The following is a 16,714-nucleotide window of genomic DNA, read 5'->3' as shown; positions in this document are numbered from 1 at the left end:
TAAGGACCTTGCCATGAATACCCCTGTAGTCACCCATTTCCAGGTCATCCCGGTCGCCGGCCACGACAGCATGTTGCTGAACCTCAGCGGCGCCCACGGCCCCTACTTCACGCGCAATATCGTCATCCTCAAGGACAGCAGCGGCCACACCGGCGTCGGTGAAGTGCCCGGCGGCGAACGCATTCGCGAAACCCTGGAAGACGCCCGCAGCCTGGTGATCGGCCAGCCGATTGGCCAGTATCAGCGCGTCCTCAACCAGATGCGCAGCACTTTTGCATCCAGGGATAGCGCTGGTCGCGGCCTGCAAACCTTTGACCTGCGCATCACCATTCATGCCGTCACTGCTATGGAGGCCGCGCTGCTCGACCTGCTGGGCCAGTTCCTCGAAGTCCCGGTGGCCGCCTTGCTTGGCGAAGGCCAGCAACGCGACGCGGTGAAGATGCTCGGCTACCTGTTCTATGTGGGGGATCGCAACGCTACCGACCTGGCCTACCGCAACGAGGCCGACGCCGATGATGAGTGGTTCCGCCTGCGTCATGAAAAAGCCCTGACCGCTGACGCAGTGGTGCGCCTGGCCGAAGCCGCCAAGGCCAAATATGGTTTCAACGACTTTAAGCTCAAGGGCGGCGTATTGAGTGGCGACGCCGAAATCGAAGCCGTCACCGCGTTAGCCGAACGCTTTCCCGATGCGCGTATCACCCTTGACCCAAACGGTGCCTGGTCGTTGAAAGAAGCCATCCGCCTGTGCCGCGACCATCATCATGTGCTGGCCTACGCCGAAGACCCCTGCGGCGCAGAAAACGGCTACTCGGGCCGCGAAGTCATGGCCGAATTCCGCCGCGCCACAGGCCTTAAAACCGCTACCAACATGATCGCCACCGACTGGCGCGAAATGGGCCACGCCATCCAGCTGCAATCGGTAGACATCCCCCTCGCCGACCCGCACTTCTGGACCATGCAGGGCTCGGTGCGCGTCGCGCAAATGTGCAACGAGTGGGGCCTGACCTGGGGCTCGCATTCCAACAACCACTTCGATATCTCCCTGGCGATGTTTACCCAGGTGGCCGCGGCCGCCCCGGGTGAGATCACCGCCATCGACACCCACTGGATCTGGCAGGACGGCCAGCGCCTGACCCGCGAACCGCTGAAGATTGAAGGGGGTTACGTAAAGGTGCCGGCCAAGCCGGGCCTGGGTGTGGATATCGATATGGAAGCCGTGGCCAAGGCCCATGAGCTGTACAAAGGCATGGGCCTTGGGGCGCGGGATGACAGTGTGGCGATGCAATTCTTGATCCCGGGTTGGGGCTTTGATAACAAGCGGCCTTGTTTGGTGCGGTAAATCGGCTTTATGAACGCTCAGCTCAATTTGGCGTGACGCAAAAAATCCGATGCCCAAACAGGCATCGGATTTCAGTCAGATCAGAAGCTTAGCTGTTTGACCTCTGGCACGTCTGCCAGAGGTCTCTTTGCGCTACTGCTGATTGGCGACCTCGAGATCCGCCGTATCCTCCTCAAGGCCAGAGAGAGCAGTGCCATTGATCAACGGCCCATAACGGCGGCTGAACTCCCAGTTGTAGGGCACGTGGTCTTTGTTGACCCCGTTATCCCAATTCACCGACCAGGTCATCAGGCCCTTGATCGACAATCCTTTGTCGTACAAACGCTTGAACGCACGGGTCACGGCTGTTGGGTTGATCACATAACCGGTGGCAGCCGCGTCGACGTTCGCGGGCAGGCCAATGACGAACTTGTCTGCCGGGATTTTGGTAAACCCGCGCGTTCCGCTCACCAGGCTTTCGGTCAGGTAAAACAGGAAGTCCTCTTTCATCGCGTCGTTGTTCTGGGCAATCCAGGCGCCGTTGCCGTTGTTGACCTCTTGCACCCAGATCCCGTCGCCACCCTGGTTGTAATACTGCGGGGCGATGAAGTCGTAATAGCCTTCCAGCGCCTGGATGTAACCGACGTATTTGCCAGCGGTGGTGAGGTAGGGAAACTCCGGCGCCATGCTGATGATGAAGTGTTTGCCTTGACCGGCGTAGTGGTCCTTGACCAATTTCAACGCGGCGGGGAGGACAGTCTTGTTGTCGGCGAAATCAATCGCGCTCTGTTCAAGATCGATGTCCAGGCCATCAAAGCCATAGGTTTCCACCAGGCGGATAATCTCGTTGGCCAGTGGCTGTTCGTTGCCTTTATGCAGTTCGATGTGTGCATCGGCGCCGCCAAGGGAAATCAGCACCGCCCTGCCCTGGCTGTTCAGCACGCCCACCTGGCGACGAAACTCGGCGTCGGACAGGTTGTACGGCTTGAAGGTCGGGATACCGTTGCCCTTCATGAAGGCCACGGCCACCACGTTGTAATCCTTTGGGACATCCGCCAGGCTGATATTGGCGAACTGGCCACGCTGGTAGCCATCACTCGGGCCGGCAGGCCAGTTGTGCCAGAAGCCCATGAGGATCTTTTTGCCGGCAATGCTGGGCATCAGCGAAGCGGCATCGTTGAGTGGCGATTTCAGTGAGGTAAAGTCAATATTTGACATGTTCTAATCCTTCAGAACGTGTGGGTTTAACGGCGCGGGCTTATTTGAAGTCCACGTCGAAGGCTTGATAGAAGGCGTTGCCGGTGTTGGCGACGATCCACATCAATACGATCACATGCTGGCCCTTCTTGTTGGCCGGCAGTTTCACTTCATGATTGACCTTGGCCTTCAGTTCGCCAGCATGGCTGTAGTACGGCACCTGGGCATAGAAGTCTTCAGCGAACGGCTGGGTTTCCAGCTGTGCGCGGGTGATGCGCTGTTTCGGATCCCAGCCATCCTTGGTGATCAGCCAGCGATAGCCACGGGTGGTGTGCGGCGCGGTGTATGCCCAGGTGACCTTGAAGGTCTGACCCGGCTCGACATTGAGTAACGGCCAGGTGAAGGCGCGGTTGAGTTTCTTGGCCATTTCTTCGGGGGTGAAGTTGACGCAGTCACGCGCATCGGTCTTGCCACCGCTGAGGATGAAGCCGTCGGCTGGTGGAGTGACGCTGTCACTGTCGGTTTGATAAGGCGCCGGGAACGGGCCGGCCATCAGTGCCGGGAAGTTTTTGCCGCCTTCCATTTCATTGACCTGCCAGGTCTCCAGCAGGCCCAGATCCACGGCGACTGCACCACGGCTGGAAGGGGATGTGACACGACCATGGCGAAGCGGTGTCTGGGTTTGTGGTTTGTTCATTTTGTGACTCCATTGATTTGATTAAGAACTCTCCTTTCTTGAAGGAGAGGACCTCAACCTAACGGAGTCGCTTTTTTTTGCCACTGGCCCATTTTTCACTCTTTTTCGTTTCATGAGCGCGAAGACCTGAAAAAACTGGATATATAACCAGTACAATAGGAATAGCCTTACGCTACCAGAGGTCGATTTCCTACAAGACCAGGCGCACATCAACTCAGCTTCTCTCTTAAATCGTTTGATCCCGTTCGTAAGGGAATGGCCCTCTGTGGACAAAAAGGGACGTCTCTATTTTCAATCAAATAAACCGTCCTCTTTTGGGTCCATCAGGCTTTGCCGATGACGGCCGTTTTTTCAATTGCGGTCGCGGCAATCGGTTGCACCGTCAGTTCCACCCCGAATGCCAACATCAGCTTCTGGACCGTCTCATAACGCGTCTTTGAGCCGCCTTTCAGGGTTTTATACAGGCTCTCCCGATTCACCCCCGCCGCTTCGGCAACCTTGTTCACACCCTGGGCCTTGGCAACCTCGGCCAGCGCCTTCATAAGGACTTGCGGGTCATGGCACGCCATGCTTTGCGCAAGATAGGCACTGATGGTTTGCGGGCTATCAAGGAAGCGTGAAGCCTCATAGGCGCTGGTGCCGGATGTATCCAGCTCGAGGATCGGCATATCCTCTGGTTTGAATGTTGACTGACTCATGTCATTGACCTCTCAGGGCATCGAGAATCTTTTGTCCGCCTGTAGCCTACTGGCTACATCTTGCATCTGCCAGTGCTTTTTTAAAACCAGCAACACACAGCCAATGTGGGAGGGGGCTTGCTCCCGATAGCGGTGTATCTGCCATTGAGAGGTTGGCTGACCTGCCGCAATCGGGAGCAAGCCCCCTCCCACATTTGCACTGCGTTGTCGTTGAGGCAGCATTTTTGCGCACAACGGCGACCCGCGACTTTCTTTGGTACTAAGTAAACCGGGGCAGACGCTATTAAGATGTTGCCTGAGCCCACCACCCTATCGTCACAGCGGGCTCTACCCTCCCACCCCGACATCGGAAGCGCTCTGCATGAAGCTACCTGAGATCAGTACATTCATTGCTCAATGGCCCTCCCTTGGCGTGACGCAGCCTGCCGCTTGGCGGGTGTCTCAAGACTGCGAAAACCAGATTATGGTCTTGCTGTCACGCCTCGGCACGGGCTACCGGCGCCACGGAGACTGTGCCATCCACGAAAGCGCCATTGTCGAAGAAGGCGCTGTGTTGAAAGGCCCGATCATCATCGGCGAAGGCTCATTCGTAGCAGCGGGAGCGTACCTGCGCGGCGGCGTTTATCTGGGCAGCCATTGCATTGTGGGCCCAAGCTGCGAACTGAAAAGCACCTTCATGCTGGCCGCAAGCAAGCTGGCACACTTCAACTTTGTCGGCGATTCATTGATTGGCGAAGGGGTAAATATTGAAGCCGGTGCAATCATCGCCAATTACCGTAACGAGTTGGATGGGGCGGATATCAAGATCCGCTATGCAGACAATGTGATCGAGACAGGGGTGAACAAATTTGGTGCCCTGGTAGGCGACGGCTGCAAAATCGGCGCGAATGCCGTCATTGCTCCAGGCGCAATATTAGAGCCAAACAGTCGTGTTCCGCGTTTGGGGTTGATTGACCAGTTCGCCTACGAGTAGCGATAGCCTGTAGACATGTCCTACAGCGCGCTGCACCACCTTGCTCCGTTGCCTACAGTTGCGTCAGAATCCGCCGGCTTGTGCGCTTGGATGGGCGTCTCTAAGGTGGCTCGGTCGCTGACAACTCAGTGATCGGGTTTAGTAGCCCGAGTGACAACATAAAGTGCATGAGCCTCATCGATCAGATGTTCTTGTCTGTGCTTGATGGTGGCTGTGCGCAGGGCGCCCTCGGGCGCGCCGGCTTTGTGTGTTTCCCCGGTCTACTAACCTGCGTACAGCCGCCACCCCATCGTTTAGTAGCGATGAGGTGTTGGCCCTAAAACAGGTACAACACACATGTATAAAGTCACGCCTAACCCTCCAAACGATCCAAACCTCAAGCTTGATCAGGCATCCCTTAACACCCACGCCGAACCACCTCCCTCACCGCTGTTCAGCGTTGCCGACGACGCCAGCAACGAAATGCTCATCGCCAATAGCTACGAAACCTTTTCCTCGGTGACAGCGTTATTGCTTGACCTGTCGGATGAACTGTCAGGCAAACAGCGCGATGTCGCGCTGGCGATTCATCAGCTGAGTGAATTGGGGGGTTTGTTGGTGGACAAATTGATGGCGAGGGAAAGTGCTTCAAGGGTTAGCTAGTCTTGCAGCCACCCGATAGACCGCCGCGTCGTCATGATCGACTTCACGACGACTCGGCAGCACCTAGGCGCCGGTCAGGCCCTCGGAGCCTGGTGGGCGCCCTTTCTCTTGGACCCTCTACCTGAACCGACCGTTTCAGGTCATGCTGCGCCCTCCCTTTCAAGGACGAAAAAAGCATGAAAGCCCGCCTCGCTGCTCTGCTGCTGATGTACCTGACCGCTCCCGCATTCGCCGCTGACAACCCCATCGGTTTCCAAACCACCACCCTGCCCGACACCCTTAACAGCCGCCCGCTGGAAATGGCTGTGTGGTACCCCGCCGCCGCCACTGCCAAACCCAAGCTGATCGCCGACAATGTGGTGTTCATCGGCGTGCTGGCCGTTCCCGATGCGGCGCCGACGCCCGGCAAGCATCCTTTGGTGGTGCTCTCCCACGGCTACGGGGGCAATTGGGGCAAACAGGCGTGGCTGGCCAGTGCGTTGGCGCAGCAGGGTTATATCGTGGCGGCGGTCAACCACCCGGGCACTACCAGCCAGGATCGCAGCGCACAGGCCGCTGCGCAGTTATGGCAACGGCCTAGGGATTTAAGTCTGGCCATTGATGCGCTATTGGCCCAGCCCGAGCCATTCGGTGCGGTGGATAGCGGCCGGATCGCCGTGGTGGGGCATTCCCTGGGGGGCTGGACGGTGATGGAGACGGCCGGTGCGCGTTTTGACCCGGCGCTGTTTGCCCGGGACTGCAGCGCTCATCCGACGTTGGTCGCGTGTACCGCCTACCGTGAGATGAACCCTGAAGGCACTGCGAACGGGAAGGAGCAATTGGCGGCGGACTTGAGCGACAAGCGCGTCAGCGCCGTGGTGTCTTTGGACCTGGGCCTGTCGCGCGGGTTTACCGATGCAAGCCTGGCGGCGCTGCCGGTGCGGGCCTTGGTGATAGCGGCCGGTGTGCCGTCAGCGGATTTGCCAGCGCAGATGGAATCGGCCGACATGGCCAAGCGGTTGCCAAAAGCCTCGACGCAGTACGTGCAGATCAGCGACGCCAACCACTTCAGCTTTATGTCGCAATGCAAACCGGGCGCAGCGGCGGTGCTCGATGCGGATGTGCCCGGCGACAGCATCATTTGTCAGGATGGTCCGGGTGCACGGCCACGACCGATTATCCAGCAGCAGGTGATCACGTTGATCAGCCAGTTTTTGGCACGTTGATCAAGGTTTGATGATGTAGGAGCGAGCTTGCTCGCGAAAAATCTCAACGATAACGCGCGCTTCCAGGTAAAACGTGGCGTGCTGAAGTGCTTCGCGAGCAAGCTCGCTCCTACAGAATAGCGGTTCAAATAAGTATGAAAAGAAGCAAAGACACCTTTGCCTATCAGGCGGTGTACCGCTACCTCATCGAGCTGATCGAGGCCTGCCCTGCCGACGGCGAACGCAAATTGCCGTCCCTGCGCCAACTGGCCCTGCGCCTGGGCGTGTCGGTGTCGACCACCAAGTACGCGTATGCATTGCTTGAAGAACAAGGGCGGATCCAGGCCAGGCCCAAGCTCGGTTTTTTCATCGTCCCAGGCTTGGCTGCCACCATCAACCCAAGCTCATCCCCCCTGCTCGACCAGGTCTTCGCTAACGCACGCCAACCCGGCATGCTAGCCCTGAGCAGCGACGCGCCGGCGATGCTGCTGTCGCTGGAGCAACCCTTGCTGATGGTGGAGCGTGAACTGACCCGGCAGTACCCGCGCTCGCTGGCACCACTGTATCTGCCAATGGGCGAGCCCGAGTTGCGCGCTGCCTTGGCCGAACGCTATAGCCGCTCTACTGACCATTACTGGCAAGCCGACCAGGTGTATATCGGCTCGGATTTGCACAGCGTGTTAGAGGTCTCGCTCAATGCCTTGGAACTGGCCGGCACACTCGCGTTGGTGGAGTCACCCTGTTCGTGGGCGATCCTGCGGCAATTGCAGGCGGCGAAAATCCGTGTGATCGAGATGCCCCTCGGCGCAGATGGGCGTTTTGACCTGGACGCTCTGAACGCCCTGCTCAAGCGTGAGCCGATCCGCCTGGCGGTGCTGTCATCGACGGTGAATATGCCACAGGGCGGTGTGATGCCCGCGCAGGATAAACAGCAGATCTGCGAATGGTTGGCCGAGCGGGATATCTGGCTGTTCGAAAACGACACCTACGGCGAGCTGTACTTTGGCCCGCAACCGGCGCGTTATCGCGACTACGCCGACCCGCACAAACTATTAGTGTTCTCGACCTTCGACAAGGTCATCGGCTCGGAGGCACCCTACGGCTATGTGCTGTGTCGCAGTGCTGGGGCGCCGTTGCAGCAGCTGTTCCTGGAGCGCGGCTTTCGCCTCTCGCCGATCCGTCAGAAAGCCATCGCCAAGCTGTTTGCGTCCAAGCGTATCGACGCCCATCTGAAGGCGTTGCGCGCACGGTTACTGGCGCGCATGACGCAGCTCAAAGCCCTGCTGTTAACCCACGGCAATGGCCAATGGCAGGTGGTCGAACCCCATGGCGGCGCAAGCTTCTGGCTCCGGGCCAGCCGCCCGGTGGATATGCGCCAGGTGTTCGCGCACTTGCTAAGCCAGCGCATCGTCATCGCCCCCGGCGAACTGTTCAGCCAGCAAGGCGCCTGGCCAGATCACCTGCGCCTGAGCTACACACTCGACTGGAGCAAGGACATTGCCCAGGCCGTCCAACTACTGGCCCAGGCGTTGCGTCAAAGCCCGTAGCAGTGCCGGTCTTCGGGAAAACGACCCTGGCGCACATCGTCGGCGAAACGCTCACAGGCATCGCGAATCACCGCCCCCACATCAGCGTATTGCTTGACGAAGCGCGGCATCGAGCCGCCGCCCAGGCCCAGCACATCCTCGGTGACCAACACCTGGCCGTCACACGCAGGCGATGCGCCGATGCCAATGGTGGGTTGGCTTGAGTCCAGGGTGATCTGCCGGGCCACACCTTCGGCCACCCCTTCCAGCAGCAGACTGAAGGCCCCCGCTTCCAGGTTGGCGCGAGCATCGGCGACAATCACCGCAGCGGTTTCAGCGCTCAGGCCCTGAGCCTTGAACCCGCCCATGACGTTGACGAATTGCGGCATCAGCCCCACGTGGGCCATCACCGGTACACCCCGTGCAACCAGGAACTCCACGGTACCGGCCAGGGCCTGATTGGCCTCCAGCTTGACCGCATCGCAACCGGTACGCGCCAATACTTGGGCACAGTTGCGAAAAGCCTGCTCATACGACTCCTGGTAACTGCCAAACGGCATGTCGGCGATCACACAGGCCAAACGCGTACTGTCGACCACCGCACGGGTGTGGCCGATGATTTCTTCCAGCTGCATGCTCAGGGTCGACGCCCGGCCATAGCCGACCATGGCCGTGGAGTCACCGACCAGGATGAAGTCGACGATCGGATCGATCAGCTTGGCGATAGCGCTGGAGTAGGCGGTCAGGGAGACGATTTTCTGCTGCCCCTTCATGGCGACCAATTGAGGGACAGTCATGCGTTTGGTACGGGTGTGAATGCTCATCGGGGCTTTTCCGTTTGCGCTGGATACTCGGCCCGATTATTGGCGAAACGAAGGACGATTCAATGCACAGATCAGTGCTAAAAAGCGACCCAGGGCCCGGTCACATTTGCTGAAACTGGTATCATCCGCGCCTTTCCCTCTCAGGCTCCGCGACATGAACCGCCAGAAAAAACTCCAGCAGCTTTTCAAGGCCAAAGCCAAAAAGGCCAGTGCCAAGCTGGCGCCGAAAAGCAAAGACAAATACATCAGCAAGGCCGACCGCTTGAAGCTGGCGACCGAGGCCGGCCAGGAACCGGTCACGTCCCCCGAGACGCCTGCTGAGTAAGGCGCATGGCTGAAGGGGTGGCCGCTTCATACTTGCCCCAGATGCGCCGCAGATGACGCGCCGAACCAAAGCCTGCGCGCTCGGCGATGGTTTCAATGCCCAGGCCCGACTCGGCCAACAGTTCACGGGCCACAGCCAGGCGCAGGCGGTGCAGGTAGTCCAGCGGGCTGATACCGACATGCTCCTGGAACAAGCGCCCCAGGTGGCGGCTGCCGGTGCAGGCCAGGGCGGCCATGCGGGTTACGGTCCAGTCCTCACAGGGCGCCGCGGTGATGGCGTCCTGCACCCGATGCACCGCCGGATGCAGGTGATTACGCCCGGTTATCCAGGGCGACAACTGCGGGTCGCTGCCGCTGCGGCGCAGGTACACCACCATGTCCCGCGCTACCGCACACGCCAGCCGTGGCCCGGCCAGCTCGGCGACCAGGTGCAGCATCAGGTCGATACCGGCCGTGACACCGGCGCTGCAACTGACCGGGCCATCGGTCACGTACAAGCGGTTTTCCAGGACGCGAGCCTTGGGCGCCATGGCTTGCAAGGTGGCGCACAACGAGTGGTGCGTGGTGCATTGGCGGCCATCCAGTAATCCGGCGCTGGCGGCACTCAACGCGCCGGCGCATACGCAGATAAGGCGTTCAGCCGAGGGTGCGAAGACGTTTTGCAACCAGTGAGTCAGGTGGTTGCTGGCCGACTCGAACGCCTGCTGGTGCGTCTTGCTGACCTTCATCGTGGAGCCCACCAAGACCACCAGGGTGCCGGGGGCCAAGGTCGGTGGCAGTGGCGCCAGCCCCGTCAGCGGCAACCCGATGGAGGTGTGCAGCGTTGCCACCGGGCTGACGTACTGCAAGTCGAAATCCACCGCTGCCGGGTCATCGATCTGGGCGGCCAGGCGCAGCACTTCGGCAGGCCCGGCCAGGTCGAGCATCAGTACGTTTGGCAACAGCACAAACAGCACCGGCACACTCATCGATTCACTCCGCCAGGGCCTGGGCGACCGTCACGATGCGGGCGAAGCGGTCATCGAGGACCAGCTCCGTGCGTTCGCGAATCTCGGCCGGCGTATAGACCCGGCCGCTACGCGCGTGGGTCATCGGGAAGGTCAGCGTCGCCTCGCTGACAAAATCCACCTTGAAGCCACTGTCGCAAGCCTGCCGCGTAGTGGTCTCGCAGCATTGCTCGGTGCGGATGCCGCTGATGATCAGCGTGTCGACGCCCATCTCTACCAGACGAGCGGCCAGTGGCGTGCCGGCCAAGGCACTGTGGTAGCGCTTGTGGATTACCAACTGCGGATTGAGCGACAGCTCGCTCAGTGCCCTGACGTTGCCCGATTGCATGGAGAAATGCCCCTGGTCTTCAACATGGAAGACTTGTACCACCGGGATGCCCCGCTGAACACAACCATCGATGAGGGCCTGCTGTTTTTCCAGATAGTAGGGCAGGTCATTTTCGGACCAATAGGTTGAATGACGGAACGAGTGCTGGGCGTCGATCACAATCAGGGCTTTACGGCTCATGGGCAGTCCTTTTGGCTTGCATCAGTGGGTGAACGATGCAAGCCATGGTAAGGACAACCCACAGCGCACGACAGGCGCAAGGCAGACTACTTCAGGACGGATTCGGACATGTCACCGAACACGCCATGGCACAACGGCTGCCGGGTTCGAAGCCATGGGCGTATTCATCCGCCAGGATCGTTTCCAAACGCGGATCACTGTGAGTAGCGAAGCCCAGGCGCCGGTAGAACGGTGCATTCCACGGTACATGCACAAAGGTGGTCAGGGTCACTGCATGCAGTTGCTGGGCGCGGGCGTGGTTCATCGCCGTTTCCACCAGCCTGCGCCCCCAGCCCTGGCCTTGCAGCGGCCGGACCACGGACACCTCATGGATATGCAGATCGTCGCCAAAGCGTTCTGCGCTGAGGAAACCCTGGGGTTGGTCGTGGTGATCAACCACCACCCAACAGGTCGATAGCGCGATCCACTGCCGATGGCACTCGACGCCAATCGACGCGGCATCCGCCAGCCAGGCCAGCCCTTCGATTGCGCGAAACGCCTGGGCCGCGCACTGCTCGATGGCGGGCAACAAACCGGCGTCTTGCGTGCGCGCCAGGCGAATGTGGGCGGACTGCTCAGCAACCACTCAATGCCACCTGGGGCCGTTCGCCGGCAAAGAAGAAGGGCCGCAGGCGCACGCCCACGCCATTGCCGATAAACGCCGCCACCAGCCACACCCAGCCATGCAAGCTGCCCGAGGCGATGCCGCTGAAATAGGCGCCGATATTACAGCCATAGGCCAGGCGCGAACCGTAGCCGAGCAGCAGGCCGCCGATCACGGCGGCGATCAACGAGCGTGCCGGAATATTCAGGCTGGGAGCGAAACGCCCGGCCAGGCCAGCGGCCAGCAGCGCGCCAAGGACAATGCCGATATCCATGACGCTGGTGATGTCTTCCCAGACCGGCGCGGCCAGGGCCTTGGCATTGCCCGGCATCTGCCAGAACGCCCAACTCGCCACATCCACACCCAGCTCGCTCGCCACTTTGGCGCCCCACAGCGCGAACGCCGAGGTGATGCCCCACGGCCGCCCAGCCAGGGCCAGGGTGGCGTAGTTGAGCAGCGCCAGGCCAATCGCGCCCCACACCAGCGGCCAGGGCCCACGCAGAAAACGACGCAGCCCTTGATGCTCGCTGTGCACGCCTTGTTCAAGCTGGCCGTGACGGCGCTTTTCCAGACGCACGGTCGCCACCGCAATCAGCGCGAACACCGCCAGGCTCAGGACCAGCGCCGGCAGCACACCGAAACTTTTGACGATGGAAACCGCCGGGAACGACGGCAACGCAAACCACCAGTCGACGTGGTGGGTGGCGATCAACGAGCCACAGATAAAGAACAGCAGCGTCACCAACATGCGCGCATTACCGCCGCCCACGGTGAACAAGGTGCCCGATGCACAGCCGCCACCCAGCTGCATGCCGATCCCGAAGATAAACGCCCCGAACACCACCGACACACCGGCCGGCGCCACCAAGCCCACGACCGGCTGGCCGAACAAAGTGCCCGCGCCCAGTGCCGGGAAAAACAGCAGCACCGCCACCGCCAGCATCACCATCTGCGCACGCAAGCCGGCGCCACGCCGATCATTGATAAACACGCGCCAGGCCGAGGTAAAACCGAAGGCAGCGTGGTACAGCGTCAGGCCCAGCGCGGCGCCGACCACCAGCAACAACACTTGGCGTGCGCCAACGGTGTTTTGCAGGAACAGGGCGCCCGCCACCAGGATGATAAAGGCTATCAGTGGCGCGGCAGGCTTGCGTGCAGGCGCCAGGGAAAGGGAGGTGCTCATGGGGATCTCGATGGGTTGGAAGGAGGCCAGTATAGCCCCAGACGGAACTTGATCAGGCGCAGGCATTGCCGAGAGGCTCATCGTTTGAACCACCGCCTTCGCAGCCTCGCTGGGGCTCGACAGCTCCCACAGGGATTAGCGGTGCTGAGTTGATCTCGATTGGCAAGGCCATTGCGCCAAACACAACTCCCGACAACAACACCGCCCAAATGTGGGAGCTGTCGAGCCCCAGCGAGGCTGCGAAGGCGGCGGCACAGTCAACCCTTCATAGCCTGAACCATCGCTATCGCAGCCTCGCCAAAGCTCGACAGCTCCCACAGGGATTAGCGGTGCTGGGTTGATCTCGATTGGCAAGGCCATTGCGACAAACACAACTCCCGACAACAGCACCGCCCTAATGTGGGAGCTGTCGAGCCCCAGCGAGGCTGCGAAGGCGGCGACGCAGTCAACATCTTCATCGCCTGAACCATCGCTATCGCAGCCTCGCTAAAGCTCGACAGCTCCCACAGGGATTAGCGGTGCTGAGTTGATCTCGATTGGCAGGGCCATTGCGCCAAACACAACTCCCGACAACAACACCGCCCAAATGTGGGAGCTGTCGAGCCCCAGCGAGGCTGCGAAGGCGGCGGCACAGGCACCCTCTTCATCGCCTGAACTACCGCTTTCGCAGCCTCGCTAAAGCTCGACAGCTCCCACAGGGATTAGCGGTGCTGGGTTGATCTCGATTGGCAGGGCCATTGCGACAAACACAACTCCCGACAACAGCACCGCCCTAATGTGGGAGCTGTCGAGCCCCAGCGAGGCTGCGAAGGCGGCGACGCAGTCAACATCTTCATCGCCTGAACCATCGCTATCGCAGCCTCGCTAAAGCTCGACAGTTCCCACAGGGATTAGCGGTGCTGGGTTGATCTCGATTGGCAGGGCCATTGCGACAAACACAACTCCCGACAACAGCACCGCCCTAATGTGGGAGCTGTCGAGCCCCAGCGAGGCTGCGAAGGCGGCAGCACAGTCAACATCTTCATCGCCTGAACCATCGCTATCGCAGCCTCGCTAAAGCTCGACAGCTCCCACAGGGATTAGCGGTGCTGGGTTGATCTCGATTGGCAGGGCCATTGCGACAAACACAACTCCCGACAACAGCACCGCCCTAATGTGGGAGCTGTCGAGCCCCAGCGAGGCTGCGAAGGCGGCGGCACAGTCAACCCTTCATAGCCTGAACCATCGCTATCGCAGCCTCGCCAAAGCTCGACAGCTCCCACAGGGGGATGAGGAGGAATGACTAACGCTGGCTGATCGAGCTCCACGCCGCTTCAGCCAGCAGCTCACGGTACTCAAAGGGGCTCTTTTTGACCTTCGCCGACAGCCACGCACGGGAGTAGCTTTCCGCCGCGCCAATGATCAACGAAGGGATAATTTCTGCGGGCAAATGGCTGAAGTGTTCCTTGCGCCCTTCCCCGCCCATCCACTCCTTCAACTGCTGGTTGCGCTGCTTGTTGCGCGCAATCAACTCGTCCTTGAACGGGCCGTTGGACACGGCAAAACGGCTTTGGAAAACAAACCGCGCCCAGTCCGGCTGGGCGGTGACCCATTCAACGTAGCTGTACACCAGGCCGACCACACCGGCGTGGGCCGTATCCGCCGCTTGCAGGTAGTGGTCACGCAGGCTGGCCTGGTCTTCCAGCGCAGCAAAGAACAGCGCGGCGACCAGCCCTTCCTTGTTGCCGAAGTGGTGATAGATAGCGCCCACGCTGGTGTCGCAGCGCGCACGGATGGTCTCGATGTTGGTCGCCTCGATGCCTGCCTCGTTAAAACAGGCCAGCGCCTCACGCAGGATGGTGCGCTTGAGGTCGCTGCGCCTGCCGGGGAAGGTGCGCTCGATGAGATCGATGGAGTGCATGGGGGGAACGCCAAATCAAAACAGTTTATAGGCTGAGCGACCGCCAGAGAAAGCTCGGGTTGACAGGCATGGAATCTACAGAATATTGTTCTGTTACGGAATATTATTCCGCAATTAAACCTTGAGGATATTCGTATGAGCCAAGCACTGAGCATGTTCAATAGCGTAGGTCCTGCCGCATTCAGCAACCTGGCGTGCCAGATGGCACCCTACTTCAGCACCATCACTCCCGAGATCGCGGAACTCAAGCCCAACCATGCAGTGGTCACCGTGCCGTTTCGCAAGGAAATCACCAACCACCTGGCTTCGGTGCATGCCATTGCGCTGTGCAACGCCGCCGAACTGGCCGGCGGCATGATGACCGATGCGTCGATCCCCGCTGGCGCACGCTGGATTCCCAAGGGCATGAGCGTGGAATACCTGGCCAAGGCGAAAACCGATATCCGCGCCGTCGCCGATGGCAGCGCTATCGATTGGCAGACCGCGGGCGACAAGATCGTGCCGGTAGAGATCTTCGATGCGGGCGGCGTCAAGGTCTTCACTGCCCACATCACCATGAATGTGAAGCTCGCTTAGCCCCTCAGCCGGCACAGGCGGTATCAGCGACACGGCATCTGCAAGGCGTGACTGAACGCGTGGATGTGGTCGACGATGCGCTGCGAAGCGGTGCGGATTGCCGTGGTGGTATTGCCGGCGATATGCGGCGTCAATTGCGCACCGGCAATGCCCGCCAACGGCGAGCTGAAACGGTCTTTTTCCAGGGCGAAGGTGTCAATGGCGACCGCCTTGATATGCCGGGGAAACCGGATCATGAAGGCGGCCAGTTGCTGCTCGTCGACGATGCCACCGCGAGCGGTATTGATCAGTATCGAACCCTGGCGCATCCGCTTGAACTCGGCGCTGCCGAATAAGCCGCGAGTCTGCGGGGTGAGCGGCACATGGATCGAAACGATATTGGCCTCATCCAGCAACTGTTCCAGGGTTTGCCTGCGTTGCAGCCCGAGGCGGCGCGCCTCCTGCTCGGTAAAGCGCTCGGACCCGGTGGCAATCACCTTGATCCCCAAGGCGCTGGCTTTGCACGCCACCTGCTGGGCAATGCTGCCGGTGCCCACCAGCCCGAGGGTGAGTTCGGCGTATTCAGCAGCAGGCGCCAAGGTGCCTTTTGACCAGTGGCCTTGGTGGGTTTGCGCGTTGTAGTGGTCCAGATCCCGAGACAGAAACAACGCCTGGGCCAACACGTATTCAGCGACAGCGGTCGCGTTGGAACCCGGCGTATGCAGGACCGTCACCCCAGCCTGCTCGCACGCCTGCCGGTCAATATGGTTGAGGCCGGTCCCGGCCTGGGCGATGGCGCGCAGCGGTGTGGGCAACCCGGGTGAGCTGGCGGCGCGAATCAGTTCGCCGCCCAGCGGGATGTTCAAGCGCGTCTTGAACACGCTGTAACCCCCAGCCTGATCCACCGCTGCGATAAAACCCCGCTCATCATGGCCGTTGATATCGGCATACCCGATGCGTGCGCCGTAGCGCTGCTGGATGCTGTGTTTATCGGTGAAGTAATAGAGGTTAAGGACGACCGCCAAGCCCAGCTCAAGGAATCGATCGATTTCCTCATAGAGCAGCGGCGGACCGGGCGCGTCGAGTATCAGAGTGGTGAATGCCATGGGGTTTGATCCTTTTGAAGGCATCGATAACTCAAACAATGGTTGCTTGATTGCCGCTTCGAAGACCGCATTGCCCAAGGCCGCCGCCCGCTTCGACCAATAAAGCATGGTCCTGATTTTTCGGTAAAAGACCTGTTTGGAATAAAACGAAAGGGAAAAAATCATTAGCCGTCAAAAAGAACACGTCTGCGGTCCATGACCATCATCGAGGCGTTTAACTTTTTGATTAATCAGGGCTAAATAAAATAATTCGAAAACGTCTTACTCAAAGGAAAATCTCGGCCCCCATTGCGTGTGAGAGAAACCTGAAAAAATCTTCATAACCCTTGAACGTCAGCCAAATGAATAGGCGAAGCGCTTGCGAGTCCTGTCCATCGGCATATTCAGGAACATACGCCCCGGTGAAACGGCGCGCCCCTAGCTCAGAAG

At 60.0% G+C, this 16,714-nt stretch carries 17 protein-coding genes and 1 pseudogene; 7 read left to right on the top strand and 11 right to left on the bottom strand.

Features of this window, described 5'->3' with window-relative positions; translation table 11 throughout:
- Positions 1-13: 13 nt before the first annotated feature.
- Positions 14-1,339 (top strand): glucarate dehydratase, encoded by a 1,326-nt coding sequence (gene gudD / locus FW800_RS10345; protein WP_446437555.1) that lies wholly within the window; start codon positions 14-16, stop codon positions 1,337-1,339.
- 195 nt (positions 1,340-1,534) lie between these two features.
- On the opposite strand, the pseudogene FW800_RS10340 reads toward gudD, so the two are convergent.
- The 3 genes and pseudogenes from FW800_RS10340 to FW800_RS10330 form a co-directional block, all read right to left on the bottom strand.
- Positions 1,535-2,536 (bottom strand): annotated as a pseudogene (locus FW800_RS10340) (chitinase); the annotation flags it as partial.
- 40 nt (positions 2,537-2,576) lie between these two features.
- Positions 2,577-3,212: a lytic polysaccharide monooxygenase auxiliary activity family 9 protein gene (locus FW800_RS10335; RefSeq protein WP_078821886.1), complete on the bottom strand. Its 636-nt coding sequence runs from the start codon at positions 3,210-3,212 to the stop codon at positions 2,577-2,579.
- Between the two features lie 323 nt (positions 3,213-3,535).
- Positions 3,536-3,910, bottom strand: coding sequence for an addiction module antidote protein (locus FW800_RS10330; protein WP_446437554.1), 375 nt, complete (start codon positions 3,908-3,910; stop codon positions 3,536-3,538).
- A gap of 361 nt (positions 3,911-4,271) precedes the next feature.
- On the opposite strand from FW800_RS10330, the gene FW800_RS10325 reads away from it, so the two are divergent.
- The 4 genes from FW800_RS10325 (at position 4,272) to FW800_RS10310 (ending at position 8,256) form a co-directional block, all read left to right on the top strand.
- Positions 4,272-4,883, top strand: a complete 612-nt coding sequence (locus FW800_RS10325) for a DapH/DapD/GlmU-related protein (RefSeq protein WP_248135423.1) — start codon at positions 4,272-4,274, stop codon at positions 4,881-4,883.
- Between the two features lie 336 nt (positions 4,884-5,219).
- Positions 5,220-5,525 (top strand): DUF6124 family protein, encoded by a 306-nt coding sequence (locus FW800_RS10320; RefSeq protein WP_446437553.1) that lies wholly within the window; start codon positions 5,220-5,222, stop codon positions 5,523-5,525.
- A 176-nt stretch (positions 5,526-5,701) separates the two neighbouring features.
- Positions 5,702-6,730 carry an alpha/beta hydrolase family protein gene (locus tag FW800_RS10315; protein ID WP_446437552.1) on the top strand — a complete coding sequence of 343 codons (1,029 nt, stop codon included), beginning with the start codon at positions 5,702-5,704 and terminating at the stop codon, positions 6,728-6,730.
- A gap of 134 nt (positions 6,731-6,864) precedes the next feature.
- A complete protein-coding gene (locus FW800_RS10310) occupies positions 6,865-8,256 on the top strand; it encodes an aminotransferase-like domain-containing protein (protein ID WP_446437551.1) in 1,392 nt (463 codons plus the stop codon).
- Here FW800_RS10310 and panB read toward each other — a convergent pair.
- Positions 8,244-9,059: a 3-methyl-2-oxobutanoate hydroxymethyltransferase gene (panB, locus tag FW800_RS10305; RefSeq protein WP_446437550.1), complete on the bottom strand. Its 816-nt coding sequence runs from the start codon at positions 9,057-9,059 to the stop codon at positions 8,244-8,246. The two genes, FW800_RS10310 and panB, sit on opposite strands and share 13 nt — an antisense overlap.
- 154 nt (positions 9,060-9,213) lie before the next feature.
- Here panB and FW800_RS10300 point away from each other — a divergent pair, with 154 nt between their 5' ends.
- Positions 9,214-9,384 (top strand): DUF2986 domain-containing protein, encoded by a 171-nt coding sequence (locus FW800_RS10300; protein WP_216091848.1) that lies wholly within the window; start codon positions 9,214-9,216, stop codon positions 9,382-9,384.
- Here FW800_RS10300 and FW800_RS10295 read toward each other — a convergent pair.
- The 5 genes from FW800_RS10295 to FW800_RS10275 all read right to left on the bottom strand — a co-directional run bounded on the left by FW800_RS10295 (position 9,356) and on the right by FW800_RS10275 (position 14,624).
- The gene (locus FW800_RS10295; protein ID WP_446437549.1) at positions 9,356-10,351 is read right to left on the bottom strand and encodes a GlxA family transcriptional regulator; all 996 of its coding nucleotides are present in this window, start codon (positions 10,349-10,351) and stop codon (positions 9,356-9,358) included. The genes FW800_RS10300 and FW800_RS10295 overlap by 29 nt on opposite strands.
- Positions 10,352-10,355: 4 nt before the next feature.
- Complete coding sequence (locus FW800_RS10290; protein ID WP_446437548.1) at positions 10,356-10,898, bottom strand: cysteine hydrolase family protein; 543 nt, start codon at positions 10,896-10,898, stop codon at positions 10,356-10,358.
- 91 nt (positions 10,899-10,989) lie between these two features.
- Positions 10,990-11,523, bottom strand: coding sequence for a GNAT family N-acetyltransferase (locus tag FW800_RS10285; protein ID WP_446437547.1), 534 nt, complete (start codon positions 11,521-11,523; stop codon positions 10,990-10,992).
- Positions 11,513-12,724, bottom strand: a complete 1,212-nt coding sequence (locus FW800_RS10280) for a YeeE/YedE family protein (RefSeq protein WP_446437546.1) — start codon at positions 12,722-12,724, stop codon at positions 11,513-11,515. The genes FW800_RS10285 and FW800_RS10280 overlap by 11 nt, the downstream gene beginning before the upstream one ends.
- 1,282 nt (positions 12,725-14,006) lie before the next feature.
- A complete protein-coding gene (locus FW800_RS10275) occupies positions 14,007-14,624 on the bottom strand; it encodes a TetR/AcrR family transcriptional regulator (RefSeq protein ID WP_446437545.1) in 618 nt (205 codons plus the stop codon).
- Between the two features lie 135 nt (positions 14,625-14,759).
- Here FW800_RS10275 and FW800_RS10270 point away from each other — a divergent pair, with 135 nt between their 5' ends.
- The gene (locus FW800_RS10270; RefSeq protein WP_005789870.1) at positions 14,760-15,200 is read left to right on the top strand and encodes a hotdog fold domain-containing protein; all 441 of its coding nucleotides are present in this window, start codon (positions 14,760-14,762) and stop codon (positions 15,198-15,200) included.
- Between the two features lie 23 nt (positions 15,201-15,223).
- On the opposite strand, the gene FW800_RS10265 is transcribed toward FW800_RS10270, so the two are convergent.
- Both FW800_RS10265 and FW800_RS10260 read right to left on the bottom strand, forming a co-directional pair.
- Entirely contained in the window at positions 15,224-16,285 is a 1,062-nt protein-coding gene (locus tag FW800_RS10265) for an NAD(P)-dependent oxidoreductase (protein WP_446437544.1), read from the bottom strand.
- 31 nt (positions 16,286-16,316) lie between these two features.
- Entirely contained in the window at positions 16,317-16,469 is a 153-nt protein-coding gene (locus tag FW800_RS10260) for a hypothetical protein (protein WP_446437543.1), read from the bottom strand.
- Positions 16,470-16,714: the final 245 nt, after the last annotated feature.

Source organism: Pseudomonas sp. 910_23 (genome assembly GCF_052850795.1).
Note: the sequence above shows the minus strand (reverse complement) of the source record. Positions and strands in the feature narration are given on the sequence as shown.

Excerpts from the sequence above, each read along its gene's own strand:
- gudD (WP_446437555.1), top strand. The coding sequence starts at position 14 with ATGAATACCCCTGTAGTCACCCATTTCCAGGTCATCCCGGTCGCCGGC.
- FW800_RS10335 (WP_078821886.1), bottom strand. The coding sequence starts at position 3,212 with ATGAACAAACCACAAACCCAGACACCGCTTCGCCATGGTCGTGTCACA.
- FW800_RS10330 (WP_446437554.1), bottom strand. The coding sequence starts at position 3,910 with ATGAGTCAGTCAACATTCAAACCAGAGGATATGCCGATCCTCGAGCTG.
- FW800_RS10325 (WP_248135423.1), top strand. The coding sequence starts at position 4,272 with ATGAAGCTACCTGAGATCAGTACATTCATTGCTCAATGGCCCTCCCTT.
- FW800_RS10320 (WP_446437553.1), top strand. The coding sequence starts at position 5,220 with ATGTATAAAGTCACGCCTAACCCTCCAAACGATCCAAACCTCAAGCTT.
- FW800_RS10315 (WP_446437552.1), top strand. The coding sequence starts at position 5,702 with ATGAAAGCCCGCCTCGCTGCTCTGCTGCTGATGTACCTGACCGCTCCC.
- FW800_RS10310 (WP_446437551.1), top strand. The coding sequence starts at position 6,865 with ATGAAAAGAAGCAAAGACACCTTTGCCTATCAGGCGGTGTACCGCTAC.
- panB (WP_446437550.1), bottom strand. The coding sequence starts at position 9,059 with ATGAGCATTCACACCCGTACCAAACGCATGACTGTCCCTCAATTGGTC.
- FW800_RS10300 (WP_216091848.1), top strand. The coding sequence starts at position 9,214 with ATGAACCGCCAGAAAAAACTCCAGCAGCTTTTCAAGGCCAAAGCCAAA.
- FW800_RS10295 (WP_446437549.1), bottom strand. The coding sequence starts at position 10,351 with ATGAGTGTGCCGGTGCTGTTTGTGCTGTTGCCAAACGTACTGATGCTC.
- FW800_RS10290 (WP_446437548.1), bottom strand. The coding sequence starts at position 10,898 with ATGAGCCGTAAAGCCCTGATTGTGATCGACGCCCAGCACTCGTTCCGT.
- FW800_RS10280 (WP_446437546.1), bottom strand. The coding sequence starts at position 12,724 with ATGAGCACCTCCCTTTCCCTGGCGCCTGCACGCAAGCCTGCCGCGCCA.
- FW800_RS10275 (WP_446437545.1), bottom strand. The coding sequence starts at position 14,624 with ATGCACTCCATCGATCTCATCGAGCGCACCTTCCCCGGCAGGCGCAGC.
- FW800_RS10270 (WP_005789870.1), top strand. The coding sequence starts at position 14,760 with ATGAGCCAAGCACTGAGCATGTTCAATAGCGTAGGTCCTGCCGCATTC.
- FW800_RS10265 (WP_446437544.1), bottom strand. The coding sequence starts at position 16,285 with ATGGCATTCACCACTCTGATACTCGACGCGCCCGGTCCGCCGCTGCTC.